General features: G+C 52.5%; 16 protein-coding genes. 7 read left to right on the top strand and 9 right to left on the bottom strand.

Annotated elements, in window-relative coordinates:
* Positions 1-2 precede the first annotated feature (2 nt).
* A complete protein-coding gene (locus KO497_RS03685) occupies positions 3-869 on the bottom strand; it encodes a TIGR00730 family Rossman fold protein (protein WP_215942615.1) in 867 nt (288 codons plus the stop codon).
* A gap of 133 nt (positions 870-1,002) precedes the next feature.
* Here KO497_RS03685 and dapD point away from each other — a divergent pair, with 133 nt between their 5' ends.
* Together dapD and KO497_RS03695 are read left to right on the top strand one after the other, a co-directional pair.
* Positions 1,003-1,830, top strand: a complete 828-nt coding sequence (dapD, locus tag KO497_RS03690) for a 2,3,4,5-tetrahydropyridine-2,6-dicarboxylate N-succinyltransferase (RefSeq protein WP_215942616.1) — start codon at positions 1,003-1,005, stop codon at positions 1,828-1,830.
* Between the two features lie 69 nt (positions 1,831-1,899).
* The gene (locus KO497_RS03695) at positions 1,900-2,256 is read left to right on the top strand and encodes a hypothetical protein (RefSeq protein ID WP_215942617.1); all 357 of its coding nucleotides are present in this window, start codon (positions 1,900-1,902) and stop codon (positions 2,254-2,256) included.
* A 3-nt stretch (positions 2,257-2,259) separates the two neighbouring features.
* Here KO497_RS03695 and KO497_RS03700 read toward each other — a convergent pair whose 3' ends face one another.
* Entirely contained in the window at positions 2,260-3,315 is a 1,056-nt protein-coding gene (locus KO497_RS03700; RefSeq protein ID WP_215942618.1) for a transporter substrate-binding domain-containing protein, read from the bottom strand.
* Between the two features lie 56 nt (positions 3,316-3,371).
* Positions 3,372-4,460: a Hint domain-containing protein gene (locus KO497_RS19385; RefSeq protein WP_215942619.1), complete on the bottom strand. Its 1,089-nt coding sequence runs from the start codon at positions 4,458-4,460 to the stop codon at positions 3,372-3,374.
* 334 nt (positions 4,461-4,794) lie between these two features.
* Here KO497_RS19385 and dapE point away from each other — a divergent pair, with 334 nt between their 5' ends.
* The 4 genes from dapE to KO497_RS03725 all read left to right on the top strand — a co-directional run bounded on the left by dapE (position 4,795) and on the right by KO497_RS03725 (position 10,160).
* Positions 4,795-5,937 carry a succinyl-diaminopimelate desuccinylase gene (gene dapE / locus KO497_RS03710; protein WP_215942620.1) on the top strand — a complete coding sequence of 381 codons (1,143 nt, stop codon included), beginning with the start codon at positions 4,795-4,797 and terminating at the stop codon, positions 5,935-5,937.
* Entirely contained in the window at positions 5,934-6,359 is a 426-nt protein-coding gene (locus KO497_RS03715) for a GNAT family N-acetyltransferase (protein WP_215942621.1), read from the top strand. Before dapE ends, KO497_RS03715 begins: the two co-directional genes overlap by 4 nt.
* Positions 6,360-6,555: 196 nt before the next feature.
* Positions 6,556-8,811, top strand: coding sequence for a ribonuclease R (gene rnr / locus KO497_RS03720; RefSeq protein ID WP_215942622.1), 2,256 nt, complete (start codon positions 6,556-6,558; stop codon positions 8,809-8,811).
* 83 nt (positions 8,812-8,894) lie between these two features.
* A complete protein-coding gene (locus KO497_RS03725) occupies positions 8,895-10,160 on the top strand; it encodes a lytic murein transglycosylase (protein WP_215942623.1) in 1,266 nt (421 codons plus the stop codon).
* Between the two features lie 18 nt (positions 10,161-10,178).
* On the opposite strand, the gene KO497_RS03730 is transcribed toward KO497_RS03725, so the two are convergent.
* From KO497_RS03730 to rsfS, 6 genes are all read right to left on the bottom strand, one after another.
* On the bottom strand, positions 10,179-10,655 hold the full coding sequence (locus tag KO497_RS03730) for an RNA pyrophosphohydrolase (RefSeq protein WP_215942624.1): 477 nt from the start codon (positions 10,653-10,655) through the stop codon (positions 10,179-10,181).
* A gap of 57 nt (positions 10,656-10,712) precedes the next feature.
* Positions 10,713-12,041: a S41 family peptidase gene (locus KO497_RS03735; RefSeq protein WP_215942625.1), complete on the bottom strand. Its 1,329-nt coding sequence runs from the start codon at positions 12,039-12,041 to the stop codon at positions 10,713-10,715.
* A gap of 72 nt (positions 12,042-12,113) precedes the next feature.
* On the bottom strand, positions 12,114-13,244 hold the full coding sequence (locus tag KO497_RS03740; RefSeq protein ID WP_215942626.1) for a murein hydrolase activator EnvC family protein: 1,131 nt from the start codon (positions 13,242-13,244) through the stop codon (positions 12,114-12,116).
* Positions 13,241-14,767, bottom strand: coding sequence for a 2,3-bisphosphoglycerate-independent phosphoglycerate mutase (gene gpmI / locus KO497_RS03745; RefSeq protein ID WP_215942627.1), 1,527 nt, complete (start codon positions 14,765-14,767; stop codon positions 13,241-13,243). Before gpmI ends, KO497_RS03740 begins: the two co-directional genes overlap by 4 nt.
* 137 nt (positions 14,768-14,904) lie before the next feature.
* The gene (rlmH, locus tag KO497_RS03750; protein ID WP_215942628.1) at positions 14,905-15,375 is read right to left on the bottom strand and encodes a 23S rRNA (pseudouridine(1915)-N(3))-methyltransferase RlmH; all 471 of its coding nucleotides are present in this window, start codon (positions 15,373-15,375) and stop codon (positions 14,905-14,907) included.
* 12 nt (positions 15,376-15,387) lie between these two features.
* A complete protein-coding gene (gene rsfS, locus KO497_RS03755; protein ID WP_215942629.1) occupies positions 15,388-15,786 on the bottom strand; it encodes a ribosome silencing factor in 399 nt (132 codons plus the stop codon).
* Positions 15,787-16,356: 570 nt separating this feature from the next.
* Between rsfS and leuC the strand changes: the two genes are divergently transcribed.
* The gene (gene leuC / locus KO497_RS03760; RefSeq protein ID WP_215942630.1) at positions 16,357-17,766 is read left to right on the top strand and encodes a 3-isopropylmalate dehydratase large subunit; all 1,410 of its coding nucleotides are present in this window, start codon (positions 16,357-16,359) and stop codon (positions 17,764-17,766) included.
* The last annotated feature ends 9 nt before the right edge of the window (positions 17,767-17,775 follow it).

A 17,775-nucleotide genomic window follows, 5' to 3' on the forward strand; every position in this document is an offset into this window, starting at 1 on the left:
AATCAATCGCGATCAGGCAGTGATACACGCGTCTCATTGGCACCTTGCCAATCATCGATGGCCTGTACAGCCTCTTCGGCCGTTTCGACAAAACGAAACAGGTCAAGGTCTTGGGCAGAAATGGTGCCAGCATCGGCCAGAGCTTCCCAATTGATGATCTTTTCCCAAAACGTTTTGCCAAACAGCAAAAACGGCACACGTTGCATGCGGCCGGTTTGAATCAATGTGAGCGCCTCGAACATTTCATCCAATGTCCCAAAACCGCCGGGAAATACGGTGATCGCTTTGGCACGCATCAAAAAATGCATTTTCCGAATCGCGAAGTAATGAAAATTGAAACATAGATCAGGCGTCACGTAAGCGTTCGGCGCTTGCTCGTGCGGCAATACGATATTCAAACCAATGGACACGCCGCCAGCATCTTGTGCGCCGCGGTTGCCTGCTTCCATTACGCCTGGGCCACCTCCAGTGACGATCACATCTTCACGGTGGCCGTTCTTTTTGGAGCGTTCCGTCATGATGCGCGCAAATGCGCGCGCCTCGTCATAGTATTTTGACAGATCAGAAAGCGTTTTTGTACGTGCTTTGTCTTTCTTTGACGGCTCAGGAATGCGTGCGCCGCCGAACAAAACGATCGTACTTTCAACGCCGTACTCTGCCATCATCATCTCGGCTTTGAGCAGTTCAAGTTGCAATCGAACGGGGCGTAGCTCGTCGCGGCACATAAAATCTTGATCAGAAAATGCCAAAGCATAGGCAGGTGCGCGTGTTTGTGGCGTGTCTGGAATGTCTTTCGTGGTTGCAATATCTTGGTGACTGTCGCGTAAAGGGTGGCGGCGTGTATGTGTCGTGTCGCTTTTATCGGACATCTCGAATTCCTCAATTGGGGCGTCAAATTTTCTCGTGCGGCGCGGTCTACAATTCAGCTGTGCGTTGCGCGCGGACCTCCAAGCGACTATAGCCACTTGCAACAGATGTTCCATGACCACTTGGGAGACAAATATGTCCAACGCTCAACTTGAATCCGCCATTGAATCCGCATGGGAGGCTCGCGACACAATCACCGCAGCCACCACAGGCGAAACACGCGATGCTATTGAAGATACACTTGCAGCCCTCGACAGCGGTAAATTGCGTGTTGCAGAAAAAATGGAAAACGGCGATTGGCACGTCAATCAATGGGCAAAGAAAGCTGTTTTGTTGGGCTTTCGTATCAAAGACATGGAGCTGCATGATGGCGGACCGCAAGGGTCTGGCTGGTGGGATAAAGTCGACAGCAAATTCAAAGGTTGGGGCGCAGCTGAATGGAAAGAGGCCGGTTTTCGCGCTGTTCCAAACTGTGTTGTGCGCAAATCTGCTTATATCGCACCCGGTGCGGTATTGATGCCGTCTTTTGTGAATCTTGGCGCTTATGTTGATGAAGGCACTATGGTTGATGCTTGGGCCACTGTTGGGTCCTGTGCGCAAATCGGTAAAAACGTTCACCTGTCCGGCGGTGTTGGCATCGGTGGTGTGCTTGAGCCAATGCAAGCTGGTCCGACCATCATCGAAGACAATTGCTTTATCGGCGCGCGTTCTGAAGTCGTTGAGGGTTGTATCGTTCGCGAGGGTTCCGTTTTGGGCATGGGTGTCTTTATCGGCCAGTCCACCAAAATCGTTGACCGCGACACTGGCGAAGTTACCTACGGCGAAGTGCCGCCATACTCAGTTGTCGTCGCAGGCTCCATGCCATCCAAAAACGGCGTGAACCTGTACTGTGCTGTGATCGTGAAACGCGTTGATGCGAAAACACGATCCAAAACAGGTATCAACGATCTGTTGCGCGACTAAAACCCAATATTCAAAATGCGCCCGTCGACCCGTGCGGGCGTATTCTTTTTGTCGATATAAGGCTGCACCATGACTGAAAAAGTGAAAAAACCGTCTCGTCAAAAAGTCTATACGCTTTTGGTTGAGGTGGGCCGTAAAGCTGACGATGGTCTACCCAAGAATGCGACAGGTGGCGCGTTGATGATTTATGCGTCAGGCGTTGATGAGGCCGAAGCCGTGCGTGAAACAGTTGCGTTGCTAAAACAAGCTGACCTCGCGCCTTTGGATGTCACGGGCTATGGCACCTTGGAAGAGCGCTTGGCCGAAGGTCACGACATTTCTGACGAGGAAGCTGCTTTGATGCAGCGCGCTTTGGATGAAAATTCGGTCGTAGTCGCGCAGATGACACCGTTTTTCGGTGACGAGCCGCGCGACCTTGATCTGTAACGCTTACCTGTTGCCGAACCACTTTCTGTAGATCCGATCATAGGTGCCATTTTCGCGCAACTCCAACAGGCTTTGGTTGATTTGCTCGGACAATGGTGAATTCGAAGGCAACGCGATGCCATAGTTTTCGGCCAAGAACACCTGCCCAACAAGCCGCGCGCGGTTGTCGTTTTGCGAGTTTACATAATAGGCTAATATCGGCGCATCAAACACGACCGCGTCGATTGTTTCGGTCTCGAAGGCTTGCAGCATTATTCCAACGTCAGAAAACCCAGAGTATCCTAGATCACGTTTGTCCAAAAACTCAGCTGCGGTTGATCCCGTAATTGTGCCTACGTTTTTACCGTAAAGGTCATTGATGTCTGACACGTTGGCTTGGATCGCGCCCACTGTCATGGCAGCCGTGATTTTCGCCACGAATACAGAGACAAAGAACAGCGACGAAATGACTAAGAAGACGCCAAATAGGCGGCCCAAAGGTGTGCGAGGTTGGCGTTCTTCAAAGCCGCCGTTTACGATTAAGTTGAGCGCCCACCAAAAGGCTGGAAACATAGCTTCGCGTGCGTTCAGATCAAAATAGTCTTGATGCCGTCGCTCAAGATGCCACATCAACATGCCGCCCCCTAGCAACAAAGCGAAAGCGCCAAAAATTGCGATCACCAAGTCTTTGGAAAACAACAACTGCCAAACCGATCCTGTGTTTGGGTCGGATGGGGCCATAATTTGCAGGCCAGCTTCAAAAATCGGTTGAGAGAAATCCAGAACGGCTTCGCGGCTTGCGGTGATGGAAATATTGGCAATGGCCGCGTCTGCGCTGCCGTCTTGAACAGCGTTCAGCATTTCGCCAAAACTCTGAACGCGGTTGATCGTGTAAGTCCAATCAAGATTCTTTGCGACCTCATCAAGAAGGTCCATCGAAAAGCCGGTATCTTGACCGTTCTCGACCATTGAAAACGGCGCACGTGTCACTGTCGTGACAGTCAAATTTTCGGCGCTTGCAATGCTGATTTCAAAAAAGCAGACAGCGAGTGCACAGAGTAAAGTAAAGTATTGTCTCATCGTGTCCCCCAACAGGTCGCATATGGCATATTCATACGCAAAAAGGCAATTGCACTTTAAAGATACCTGTCCGAAAGCAAAGCTGTTGCCTCATGTTCATGCAGCAATCTGGGCGTTGAGGCCTGTAAGTGCGTTAACTGGTTTGTGTCTAGGTGCGATAACCGTGTGCGTGAATGGAGATCGATGTCGCGGGTGTTATGGCGCGCTGTGAGCGATAGCACGGAAATACCAGCGACTTTAAACGCGCCTGAATTTTGCAAAATCAAGTGATAACGTGTGGCCACTGGAGCGCCACTGACCTGCGAGTGTGGAACAAATGGAGCGATGTGTTCGGCCCTAAGGCTGACGCTTTCGCATCCAAACTGGTATTCGGTGTCAATGCCGCCGGTCAGGATGTGAGTATCCTTTGAAACAGACAGGGTTTGGGTCAAGTTTTGGAAAGGCTGGCGCAATTCTACGCAACGGTAGCTGCCAAAGTTCGGAACTTCGGATTGGATCAGTGCGACAAGCGGGGATAGATCTGAGTCTTGTGTGACAACCAGATCTCCATGTGCCAATTTTTCAATCGGCGTTGGGCCGTTTTCGGTGTCAACAAGCGCCCCTGAGGACAGGCCAGAAGCGTAGCCCAGTTTTTCCACTTGATCAGAAACAAACAGCGCTGAGACGGCTGGCGTGATAGATTGACAGTCCTTGCCAAACAGAACCCGAGCCACATCATCCATTGGTATCGCATAGGCCGTTTTGATTGTTTTTGAGTAGATCTGCCCCGTGGCCAAATCTTCAGCGGACAGCCAACTGCGCTTTTGATACGCATCCCAAGCAAAACTGATCCGAATGGGCGTGTCTTTTTCGCAAGCTGAGAGATCAAGCGAGGGCATTATCAAGTTGGCGCCTTGTTCATTGGCAAACCAAAGCCGTCCGTTGGGACCGAGCACCATATGCAGAGATCGCCTGTATTCGTGCCAGCGTTCATAATCTATCAAGTCAAGCGGTTGGTTGAATTGGTCAGGGAACAGGGTTTCCACCACAATCGTCCCGCGCGGCATAAGGCATCGCGGAATGGCGCCCGTAAAGGCGGTCTTTTGCAATCCATTGGGATTAAAAATTGTGTGCTGACCACGCGCCTTTGCGCCAATCCAGCTCACTGTTTTTTGCGTCCGTTTTGGACACCGCATGCGGTGTTCGGACTCGTTGCCTGTATCATACTCGCGCCTCACATTTGAAGCAGACCGCGCACCACAAAATCAACTCACATGTGTGAATATTAAACTCGAAACCTGTTTTGACCACCTCCGGTTTTCCGGATGTACTGGTCAAGTCTGCCCATTTTTTTACAGGAAAGCATGCTGTTAAGGTTTTGTTAACCTTTTCATACGCCGAGAGGAAGGTTCCTAAAAAGATTGTTACCATTACGCCACAATCTTAAGATTGCTCACGGGCCATGGGCGCGCTAACCATATGGAAACTAGGAGCGCCAAGATGACAATCGATCCCGTAGACCTCACCGCAGCTTTGATCCGCTGCCCTTCCGTGACGCCACTTGAGGCGGGCGCGCTCGTTTTACTGGAAGATACGCTATCAAAAGCTGGCTTTTCATGTACGCGCGTTGATCGAAATGGAACCCCAAACCTATTCGCACGATGGGGCGACAAGGGTGCCGACAAATCGCTTGGCTTTAACGGTCACACAGACGTTGTCCCCATCGGGGACGAAAAGGCTTGGACCAAAGATCCATTTGGCGGCGTGATTGAAGACGGAATTTTATGGGGTCGCGGTGCCACTGATATGAAGTCTGGTGTGGCCGCCTTTGTCGCTGCGGCTGTCGATTTTGTAACTCAAACCCCACCGAAAGGGGCAATCATTATCGCGATTACCGGTGACGAAGAAGGCGACGCGCATGACGGCACGGTCGCTTTGCTGGACTGGATGGACAACAATGATGAACGCATGACCGATTGCCTTGTTGGCGAGCCGACCTGTCCTGAGGTCATGGGCGAAATGATGAAAATCGGACGCCGTGGGTCGATCACAGGGGTTTTTACCGCACAGGGGCAGCAAGGCCATGTGGCCTATCCGCATCGCGCAAAAAACCCCATTCCGGCTTTGGCACGTTTGATCGACCAGTTGTCGACTCATGCCTTGGATGAAGGCACTGAGCACTTTGATCCCTCGACCTTGGCTGTCACAACTTTTGACACGGGAAACGCCGCAACCAATGTGATCCCGTCGATATGCAACGCAACGGTCAATATTAGGTTTAACGACGCGCATACTGCAGTTGAACTTGCCAAATGGATGGCAGCAAAGGCTGCCAAGGTGAGCGAAGAAACGGGTGTCGACATCACGCTGGAAACCAAAACTTCAGGCGATAGCTTTTTGACACCTCCAGAATCGTTTGTTGACCTGCTGTCAAAGGCGGTAGAGGCGGAAACAGGGATGGTTCCTGTGCTGTCGACGTCAGGGGGGACATCCGATGCGCGCTTTGTGAAAAACCATTGTCCTGTTGTTGAATTTGGTTTGGTGGGTAAGACGATGCACCAAGTTGATGAACGGGTTCCTGTTGATCAAATTCACACGCTTAAAAACATTTATTCTCGTTTGATCCGAGATTATTTCGCATGACTGCTTCAATTGAAATTGCGTCGGATATTTCCGATTGTTTGGCATTGCGCTTTGCCGTTTTTGTACATGAGCAGAACGTCCCTATGGATGAAGAGGTGGATGATCTTGATGATCAAAGTGTTCACTTTATCGCCCGTGATGAAAACCAAACACCCGTTGGCACTGCGCGCATTTATGAAGTTGGTGACATTGGCAAAATCGGCAGGGTTTGTGTCGCAAAATCGCATCGCGGTACAGGACTGGGGGCAAAACTGATTGACGCCTGCCTTGCTGAATTGGCCAAACGACCGCATCTGAAGCACGCCAAACTTGGAGCGCAAAATCATGCGATCAAGTTTTATGAGAGGTTCGGTTTTGTCGTTCAAGGCGATGAGTATATGGATGGCGGCATTCCCCATCATGACATGGTGGTCGCACTGTGAAACCTAGGCCGATCATCATTGTGAGAACCCGTGTCTGGACACATTAAAACCTGCTTGGGGCGCTTACCGTGTGCGTCTCCTGAAGCCAACATTCATACGTTGTGGACACGCTCGACAATTTAAAATGCCATCAAACACCAACACGCCGCACTCTTTGAGTGTGGTGAAGCACAGCATGGCGTGGTAGTTTCATCTTATGAAAATTATCCCGACAAAACAGGCGATCCTTGATTGGGTCACTGAGCACCCGACCAAAGCCGCTAAACGCGATATTGCCAAAGCCTTTGGCATCAAAGGTGCTGCACGCATCGACCTCAAGCGCATCTTGAAAGAGCTAGAGGCCGAGGGCCATTTGACCAAACGAGTCAAAACCTATCGCGATCCAGATAAATTGCCGCCTATATCTGTTTTGGAAGTCTTGGCGCCGGATGCCGATGGCGATTTGTTTGCACGGCCAATGGAATGGACCGGAACAGGCGCTGAGCCACGTATTCTTTTGATGCAAAAAGACGGTGACTTGGCTCTGGGCGCAGGCGAACGCATTTTGGCAAAACTGCAAGTGGTTCAAGGTGAAGATTATGCCTACTTGGGACGTCTGGTACGCAAAATAGGCTCTAATCCTGAGAAAATTCTGGGAATTTTTCGAAAACAATCTGAAGGCGGCCGCGTTGTTCCCATCGATAAAGGGGCTGGCAAAGAATGGATCGTAAGCTCTGGTCAGGATAACGGCGCTGAAGACGGTGAATTGGTCGAGGCAGAGCAATCTGGTCCCAAAGGCCGTATGGGCCTGCCGCGTGCTCGGATCGTTGCGCGCCTTGGTGATCCAACTGCCCCGCGTGCGGTGTCGTTGATTGCGATTCATCAACACAACATTCCAGACGCTTTCCCCGATGATGTGATCCAGATGGCGGATAACGCCGTGCCTGCCGGTATGGACGGTCGTGAAGATCTGCGCGATGTGCCCCTTGTGACGATCGACCCGGCAGATGCACGCGACCATGACGACGCGATTTGGGCTGAATTAGACACTGACCCGGCCAATGTGGGCGGGTTTATTCTTTGGGTCGCGATTGCCGATGTTGCCCACTATGTGACCTCTGGGTCCGCGCTAGATCGCGAAGCCCGTTTGCGCGGAAACTCGACCTATTTCCCTGATCGCGTTGTGCCGATGTTGCCGGACCGTTTGTCTGGTGATCTGTGTTCCTTACATGAAGGTGTGCCGCGTCCTTGTATTGCTGTGCGGATGAAAATTGATTCCAAGGGGACTAAAGTTTCCCATGAGTTTACGCGTGGCTTGATGCGCTCGGCTGCGTCATTGAATTACGCTGAGGTGCAGCGCGCCCGTGATGGCGCGCCAAATGAGGCGTGTGCGCCGCTGATGGAAACCGTGATAAATCCGATTTATGAAGCCTATGAGGCGCTTAAATTGGCTCGTGCTGCCCGTCAGCCGCTGGAGTTAAATTTGCCTGAGCGTAAGATCGTTCTGGGCGAAGATGGCAAAGTGTCATCCGTCGCAATTGCAGAGCGCCTTGATGCGCATAAATTGATCGAAGAGTTTATGGTCTTGGCAAATGTTGCAGCTGCCGAAGAGTTGTTCTTTAAAAATCGGCCGCTTTTGTACCGTGTTCATGAAGAACCATCAGATGAGAAAATGGAAGCCTTGCGCGAAGTTGCATTGGGATCGGGTCTCAATTTGGCCAAGGGTCAGGTGTTGCATACATCGCATTTGAACCGCCTTTTGGCACAAGCCGCGGGCACAGATCATAGCGAGCTGATTAATATTTCAACATTGCGTTCGATGACACAGGCTTACTATCACCAACAAAATTACGGACACTTTGGACTGGCTTTGCGGTCTTATGCACATTTCACATCGCCTATTCGTCGTTATGCCGATTTGATTGTTCACCGCGCTTTGGTGTCAGCTCATGGCTGGGGTGACGACGGGTTGAGCCCGCAAGACATTCAATCACTTGACGAGACGGCCAAACAGATTTCGGACACAGAACGCCGTTCTATGGTGGCCGAGCGCGATACAAATGACCGCTATTTGGCGGCTTACTTGAGTGAACGTATTGGCAATGAAATGACAGGGCATATTTCAGGCATTCAGAGCTTTGGTGCCTTTATCAAGTTGGATGAAACAGGGGCAGATGGGCTGGCACCTGTGCGCAGTATGGGGGCTGAATTTTTCCATTATGATGCAGACACGCAGACGCTTATGGGCGCTGATACAGGGATTACATTGTCCATAGGGCAAAAGGTCGTCGTGCGGATTGCAGATGCGGTGCCAGTAACGGGCGGGCTTGAGCTAGAAGTCTTGGCGCTGGATGGTATGCAGATGCCGCGCAGCAACCGGCGTCCGCGGGGCAAGCCGGCAGGGCGTAAGCACGCGCGGTCAAAAGCGAAACGAGATAAAATTCAAAAGAAGGTCACGCGCAAGAGACGCTAGCGACAAACCGCCAAGGGTTTTCAACGGCCTTTTCGCGAACCCCTGAATCGCGTTAGGTTGAGAAAAATAATGGAGTGGTGGCTATGGTGCGTTCGCGTTTATTTTCAGTTGTTTGTGGTCTCATTTTGGGGTGCAGTGCTGCCGTGGCACAGTCCAGCCCTATGGGTGGGTTTGCCCCCGCAGGGTTAAGTACGGAGTTTCAAAGCGTGAATCAAATTTCTGCCACACAAGACGCCGCTTTGGCGCGTTGGATTGACGGATTTAAAGCGCGTGCGCGGCGCGAAGGTATTTCTGACACCACGCTCAACCGTGCTTTTCGCGGTGTGAAATACGACGCCAGCGTGATCGCAAAAGATCGTCATCAATCAGAGTTTACCAAGCAAATTTGGGACTATCTTGACAGTGCCGCTTCACCTGTTCGGGTGAAAAATGGTGTGGCAGCCATGCGCAAACACGCCAGTACGTTGAACGCGATTGAGGCCAAGTACGGTGTCGACAAGCACGTCGTTGCCGCTATTTGGGGGCTTGAAAGCGCCTATGGTGCGACGCGTGGCGATGTGCCTGTGATCCAAGCGCTGGCCACCTTGGCCTATGACGGACGCCGCGGGCGTTTCTTTGAGGCGCAACTGATCGCGGCGCTCCAAATTTTGCAATCGGGTGATACAAGTCCTAGCAATATGAAGGGCAGCTGGGCCGGTGCGATGGGGCACACGCAATTCATTCCAACGTCATTTTTGGCCTTTGCAGTCGATGGCACCGGTGACGGAAAACGTGATATTTGGTCAAATGATCCGACGGATGCTTTGGCGTCGACTGCCGCATATCTTGCGCGCCATGGCTGGACCAAGGGGCAACCTTGGGGCGTCGAAGTGCGCCTTCCTGCTGGGTTTGACTACAGTCTGGCCAAGCGGGACACAAAACGCGCTCCTGCAGATTGGGGCAAACTTGGCGTGCGTGGCACCGACGGCAAGGTGGTTCCGAATTATGGGCGTGGCGCGATCTTGTTGCCAGCAGGTGCGTCCGGTGCGGCCTTTATGATTTTTGACAATTTTGCTGTGATCGAGCGCTACAATAAGGCGGACGCCTATGTGATAGGTGTCGGGCATTTATCTGATCGTTTGAACGGTGGCGCACCAATTCAGGCCAGTTGGCCGCGTGGATATCAGCCGCTGTCGTTCAATGAAAAGAAGCAAATGCAGCGCATTTTGAAACGTAAAGGGTTCTTGGATGATAAAGTGGATGGCCTGATCGGGCCCAACACTGTTAATGCCATTCGCGATTTCCAGCGGTCCATTGGCATCACTCAAGATGGGTATCCATCACAGGTGCTTTTGAAACATCTCAAGTAATCTTGCAGGAGTTTCGCATCACAGGTGCGGTGCGAACTCCGCAACCACAGCTTCATAGATGTGTTTTTTAAACGGGACAATCTCGGCGACCAAATTGGTAGGTGCGGACCATTTCCATTGAGCAAACTCAGGATGTTCTGAGGCGATGGAAATTTTATCATCGGTGCTGTTGAAACGCATCAAGAACCAAAGTTGTTTCTGTCCGCGATACTTGCCTTTCCAAACTTTGCCGATCAGGTGGTCAGGCAAATCATAAGTCAACCAGTTTGATGTCTGAGCCAACAAATCGACATGTTCTGGGTCGACTCCGGTTTCTTCCCAAAGCTCACGCAAGGCAGCCTCTTTTGCGTCTTCGCCTGCATCAATACCCCCTTGTGGCATTTGCCACGCACCAGGAGTGTCGATGCGCTCACCCACGAAAATATCGCCATCTTTATTCATGAGCATAACGCCCACACAAGAACGGTAGGGCAGGGAAGTGGGATCAAGTGTCATGGTGAGACGTCCGTCAAAAAGAGAGATGCGGGAGCGATAACGCCCCCGCAGATTACATTAGTTGCCGCCGATAGCAGACAGGCCGCGCAGCAAGTCGATGGCATATGAGAGTTGGAAATCCTCATCGCGCAGCTTTGCGGCAAGTTCCGCTTTTTCGCGCTCGGCTTCGATCTGCAAAATTTCATCTTCGGTCAAACTGTCGTTGTCCAAAGACCCACGCAAATCGGCTTCGGTTCGTTGAGCCCGAGTGTTCTCGACCTCATCCGTTTCTGGGGCACGTGGGGGTTGTTCAACGATGATGTCAGGTGACACACCGAGCGCTTGAATGGAGCGGCCTGACGGCGTGTAGTAGCGCGCAGTGGTTAAACGCATCGCGCCATCGGAACGCAGTGGCATCACTGTTTGCACAGAACCTTTGCCGAAAGATTTTGTTCCAACAACAATCGCGCGACGGTGATCTTGCAAAGCGCCCGACACGATCTCTGACGCAGACGCCGAGCCACCGTTGATCAAGACAACGATCGGTTTTCCTTCGGCCAAATCACCTGCATGTGCGTTGACACGTTCGCTTTGCTCAAGGTCGCGACCACGGGTTGAAACGATTTCGCCGGTTTCCAAAAACGCGTCGGAGACCATGATCGCCTGATCCAGCAAACCACCGGGGTTGTTGCGTAGATCGATAACGATGCCGTTGACATTGTCCATGCCGCCCAGTTCTTCGACACTTTTCTCTAACCCGTCTTTGAGGTTGGGATAGGTTTGATCGTTAAAGGTCGTCACGCGCAGCACGACAGAATTGCCTTCAACACGTGCACGTACAGCGGTCAATTTGATCACATCACGAATGATGGAAATATCGAAGGGTTCATCGATGCCTTCGCGGGCGACCGTGATGATAATTTCCTCACCAACTGGGCCACGCATCAGCGCGACAGTGTCATTCAGGGTCATCCCCAGCACGCTTTCGCCATCCACTTGGGTGATAAAATCACCGGCCTCGACGCCAGCGATATCAGCAGGGGTGCCATCCATAGGTGAGACGACTTTGATAAAGCCCTCTTCTTGCGTGACTTCGATGCCCAAGCCGCCGAAAGATCCAGAGGTCTGTACACGCATCGCGGCGGCGTCATCTGGCGACAAATAGGATGAATGTGGATCAAGCGATGACAACATGCCATCAATCGCAGATTCAATCAATTTTTCGGAATCAACTTCTTCGACATATTGCGCACGAATGCGTTCGAAAACATCGCCAAAAAGATCGAGCTGCTCGTAGACGTTAGAGGTCTTCGATGCCTCTTGCGCGATCAACGGGCCTGCGAATTGTGTCGACACAAGCGTGCCTGCCAAAACGCCAACCACGCCAGCCATCAAATATTTTCTCATACGTCTTTCCTCTTTTCAGCCCCGTAAAAGGGCTTGTGTTCAGCAAAGAACCCAAAAGCTAAGTCTCGTAGCTTATTGCGTAAACCACTCATTTGGGTCTACGGGTTCCCCGCCTTCTCTCACTTCTATATAAAGCGTCTCTGTTAGTCCTGCGCCAGTCCCTTGTGTTGCATTTGTGACAAAGGCCTCAAGATCAGGCGTCTCTCCAGCCATCAAACCGACAGCAGACCCCGCTGGAATAACCGAGCCAATGTCACCGTACACTTCTTCTAGTCCAGCCATCACCAGTAATACGTCATTTCCTGGTTCAAGTATGATCACGTTTCCGTAGTCCAAAAAAGCCCCTTGATAGCGGATGGTCGCGGGCCAAGGGGTGACCACCAGCGACAAAGGTCGCGCGGCCAACAGCCAGCCGGGGCGTTTGACCCCCGCCGCGTCGGGTTCATTAAATCCGCGCAGCAAACGACTTTGTACCGGTAAAGGCCATGTGCCCTTGGCGGAGTCCAAATCCGGCAGGGTCGATAGCCCATCCACCACATCCATCACAGCAAGGCTGGAGGCAAAAGCTTCGAGTGTTTCTGAGCCGTTGATTAAATCTTGCACGCGTTCGGGGTCCGCTACAAAGCGGCGCGGCAAATCTGTGCGCGTTGACATGGCTTGGCTGAGATCTGTGCGGGCGGTTTGAACCTCTTTCAACCCAGATTCTAGAACGCTCAAAGCCTCGCCTTGCAACTCGCGCAGGATTGACACCTCTTGCAGTCTTGTGCGCAATTCTTCGGCTTGAGCCTGCATCGTAGGCGTGACAGAAGCCACTAACATGCCTGCGCGGGCGTGACCAATTGGGCCTGTTGGATGCACAAGCGCCGCAGGGGACGCATCGGGGCGTAAATTGATCAATACACCCAATAGGTTGGCGACCTGACCACTCTCGTTTTGAAACACTGCCTCAATCTCGGCCTCGCGCAATGCCGCCTGTCTTAGACCGGCCCGCATGGCCTCAAGCCCACTCTCATAGGCTTTGATGACGCTGGTGAGCGCCTTGACCCGATCCGTGGCGGCATTGGCCGCGTCAAGTTGGCTTTGGGCGGCGGAAAATTGCGCCAATGCAGCCTCGGCCAGTGCTGCTGGTGACGCGTCTTGGGACTGCGCAGCACTGGCTGCACATAGTCCCAAAATCAGCCCAAAAGCACGCCAGGTTTTCATCGTTGGATTAAGCTTTCGCCAGTCATTTCGGCAGGTTGATCCAGCCCCATAAGATCCAATAATGAAGGCGCCAAATCGGCGAGCCTGCCACCTTGGCGCAGCGTTGCCCCATCAGGTCCGTTGAACAGCGCCACAGGGACAAGGTTCGTTGTGTGTGCTGTATGTGCGCCGCCTGTGACAGGATCGATCATCGTTTCGCAATTGCCGTGATCGGCGGTGACAATCATCGTGCCGCCAACGCGTTTCAGTGCTTCCATCACACGACCCAAGCCCGCATCAACAGCTTCGCAGGCTTTCATAGCAGCACCCAAATCGCCGGTGTGCCCAACCATGTCGGGGTTGGCGTAATTGGTGACGATCAAATCATAGCCAGCATCGAGCACTTCTAAGAATTTCTCGGTCACTTCCGGCGCGCTCATTTCTGGCTGCAAGTCGTAAGTCGCCACTTTCGGCGATTGCGGCATGAAACGATCTTCGCCCTTTTCAGGGGTCTCTTTGCCGCCGTTCAAGAAAAACGTCACATGGGGGTATTTTTCGGTTTCGGCCAAACGGAACTGACGCTTGCCTTTTTTCGCAACCCATTCGCCAAGCGTATTGACGAGCGCTTTTTTAGGATAAGCCGTTTGCATATAGGCGTTATGGGCGCTGGAATATTCGACCATACCCAGCATGGCGGCGAAGTCTGGACGATCGTCTGTCTCAAAGCCGTCAAAATCAGGTTGCCCCAAAGCGGCCAAAATTTCACGGGCGCGGTCTGCACGGAAATTCAGGCAGAAAAATCCGTCGCCATCTTCAACGCCAGCGTAATCGCCAATCACCGTCGCTTTGATAAATTCGTCGTTCTCGCCGCGTGTATAGGCCTCGGTAACTGCATCAATGGCTGTGTCTGCGGCCTGCATACCAGTGGCGTTGACGATGGCTTCATAGGCTTGAGACACGCGTTCCCAGCGATTGTCGCGATCCAGCGCAAAGTAGCGCCCAATCACAGTGCCGATGCGCACGCCTTTGGGTAGGCCATCAATCAGTTGTGGTATAAAGCTGTCAGCGGATTTCGGCGCGACATCGCGCCCATCGGTGATCGCGTGCAACACAACAGGAACACCGTGACTGGCAATCGCTTTGGCCGCCGCCAGTGTGTGGACGATGTGACCGTGAACGCCACCGTCTGAAATCACGCCCATCAAATGCGCGGTGCCGCCTGTTTTTTTCAGTGTCTGCGCGAAGGCGACGATTTGAGCGTTTTCAAAGAAAGAGCCGTCTTCGATGGCCAAATCAATTTGCCCAAGGTCCATCGCCACAACGCGGCCGGCACCAATGTTGGTGTGCCCAACTTCCGAGTTACCCATCTGACCAGAGGGCAGACCGACGTCTGGACCAAAGGTGATTAAAGCCCCTGTGGGACAGGTCGACATCAGGCAGTCATAGGCAGGGGTGTTGGCTTGCGCGGGGGCATTGCCCTCGATCTCGTCGCGTTGGCCCCAGCCATCAAGAATGCAAAGAACGACAGGTTTGGGTGCGGACATGAGAGGCTCCTCGGGTTTCACTTGGGCCCTTCTAACGCGCTGGCGGGCTTTGGTGAACCTCTACTGACAAAACGCGACGAAAAATCGCCGATGAAAGTGTCTGTTTCAATCCATGCAACCCGTCTGGCGGGTTGTTTTTAAGTCCGATGATACGGCGCGCCTGCCAAAATAGAAGCTGCGCGATACAGTTGTTCGGTCAACATCACCCGTGCCAGCATATGCGGCCAAACCATTTTGCCCAAAGATATTGAAAAATCGGCCTGCGCGCGCAAACTGGGATCGATCCCATCAGCGCCGCCAATGACAAAAGCGACGTCTTGACGCCCAATGTCGCGCCAATCGCCAAGCTTGCTTGCGAATTCGGGCGACGACAGGATCTTGCCACGCTCATCCATCGTGCAAATCAGCGCGCCACTTGGAATGGCGCGGCTGATGATTTCAGCCTCGGCCTTCATGCCGCCGCCTTTTTTATCTTCGAGTTGATGGATAGATAGCGGACCAAGCCCCAAGGCCCGTCCGCTTCTATCAAACCTTGTGGTGTAATCGTTGATCAGAGTTGCTTCAGGGCCGTTACGAAGCCGTCCCATGGCGCAAATATGAACCCTCACGATGTGTAACCCTTAGGATTCGGGGCGCGCGGACATCAAAGCTGTCGCTTCATCAGATGACAGCCACATTTTTTCAAGCTGATAGAATTCGCGCACTTCAGGACGGAAAATGTGGACGATCACATCGCCTGCATCCAACAAAACCCAATCGCCTGCGGCTTTGCCTTCAATGCGTGAGAAGATTTCATGTTCGATTTTGAGGCTTGAGGACAGTTTTTCAGCCAATGAGCCAACTTGACGCGCCGAGCGGCCAGAGCAAACAACCATGAAATCGGCCATGGAAGATTTGCTTTCCAGATCGATGGTCACGATGTCTTCGGCTTTTTCAGCCTCAAGGTGGTCTGTGATAAAGTCGAGCATCAGTTTTCCGCCAAATTTTGCGTCTGATGTAGTCGGTGTCGCGTCAGTCATGGAAGACCCTTTGTAAATCGCCACTGAGTGCCGGGCGCTAGCTTTTTCAATCTGTACCACCGACAGCGCGAAATCTCAACGCTGGAGAATGCCGTTGCGGCTCACTCTCGAATAAGGCGCGCCCGCACGGGGTAAGCGCGGGTTTCTATAGTGTCGCGGTGGATTTGGAAAGGGGTGTCGATCTATCCGCGGAGCATAAATCATCAGGTGTACGGGCTGTGTTATTTCATGGGGGCTGTCGTACAGTGTTGCGCTAAGGCATGCAGGTCTTTTTGTTTTGAGTGCTTGTCAGGCGACAAAATAGAAACGTCATACAGCCCACCTTAGCTAAAATCTGTATCTTATCTTGCGAGACTCAGTGCGAATCTATATGTGAACTTCCATGATTATCGTTTTTGATCTCAATGAACACGATCGCCTTTATGGTCGTTTCTACGGCGCATCGCTGGCTGTCCTCGCTCGTTCGCGGGCTTGAGGGTCTTTTACGTGCTTATCCTATGAAAGGATGAGTGCGATACAAATACGACAATTTTCTATTCCAATCCCCACTCATAATCCACGGAGAGCGATATGACCGCCCCGAAGACACTCTATGATAAAATCTGGGACGCACACGTAGCCCACGAAGCCGAAGATGGCACAACCTTGTTGTACATTGATCGTCACCTCGTTCACGAAGTGACCTCGGCACAAGCCTTTGAGGGCCTGCGCATGACGAACCGTACAGTCCACGCACCTGATAAAACAATCGCGGTTCCAGATCACAACGTTCCAACAACGCTTGATCGCGCTGATCCTGCGACAATGACCGAAGAGAGCCGCATCCAAGTTGGTGCGCTTGATACAAATGCGAAAGAATTCGGCATTCACTACTATCCAGTGTCTGACGTGCGCCAAGGTATCGTACACATCGTTGGTCCCGAGCAGGGTTGGACTTTGCCGGGCATGACTGTTGTGTGTGGTGACAGCCACACGGCGACACACGGCGCATTCGGCGCGCTGGCCCACGGTATCGGCACATCAGAAGTTGAACATGTTCTTGCGACTCAAACGCTGATCCAGCGTAAGGGCAAGAACATGAAGGTGGAAATCACTGGCAAGTTGAAGCCCGGTGTGACCGCGAAAGACATCACCATGGCTGTGATCGGCGAAACTGGCACCGGTGGCGGTACTGGCTATGTGATCGAATACACAGGCGAAGCGATCCGCAATCTGTCCATGGAAGGCCGCATGACGGTTTGTAACATGGCGATTGAAGGCGGTGCACGCGCGGGTCTCATCGCTCCAGACCAAACCACATTCGACTATGTCAAAGGCCGTCCACATGCGCCAAAAGGCGAACAGTGGGATGCGGCTTTGGCGTGGTGGAAGACACTCTTCACTGACGAAGACGCTGTGTTCGACAAAGTTGTGACACTTAAAGGTGAAGACATCTCGCCTGTTGTGACTTGGGGCACTTCTCCAGAGGACGTTCTGCCAATCACTGGCGTTGTGCCTGCGCCAGAAAGCTTTGAGGGCGGCAAAGTGGACGCGGTGCGTCGCTCTATCGCTTATATGGGTCTCGAAGTGGGTCAAAAGTTGACGGACATCGAAATCGACACCGTCTTTATCGGGTCTTGCACAAACGGTCGTATCGAAGATTTGCGTGCCGCCGCTGAGGTTCTCAAAGGCAAAAAGATTAAAGAGGGCATGCGCGCTATGATCGTGCCTGGGTCTGGTCTTGTGCGTGCACAAGCCGAAGAAGAAGGCCTTGCTCAGATTTTCAAAGACGCTGGTTTTGAATGGCGCATGGCGGGCTGTTCAATGTGTCTCGCGATGAACCCTGACCAACTTGCGGAAAATGAGCGTTGTGCATCCACATCCAACCGCAACTTCGAAGGCCGCCAAGGCTACAAAGGTCGTACACACCTTGTCAGCCCAGGTATGGCTGCCGCAGCTGCGATCACCGGTCGTCTGACCGATGTTCGTGATTTGATGTAAGGAGAAGCA

This window comes from Pacificibacter marinus (genome assembly GCF_018860665.1).
In the GTDB taxonomy this organism is placed as follows: Bacteria; Pseudomonadota; Alphaproteobacteria; order Rhodobacterales; family Rhodobacteraceae; genus Celeribacter; species Celeribacter marinus_A.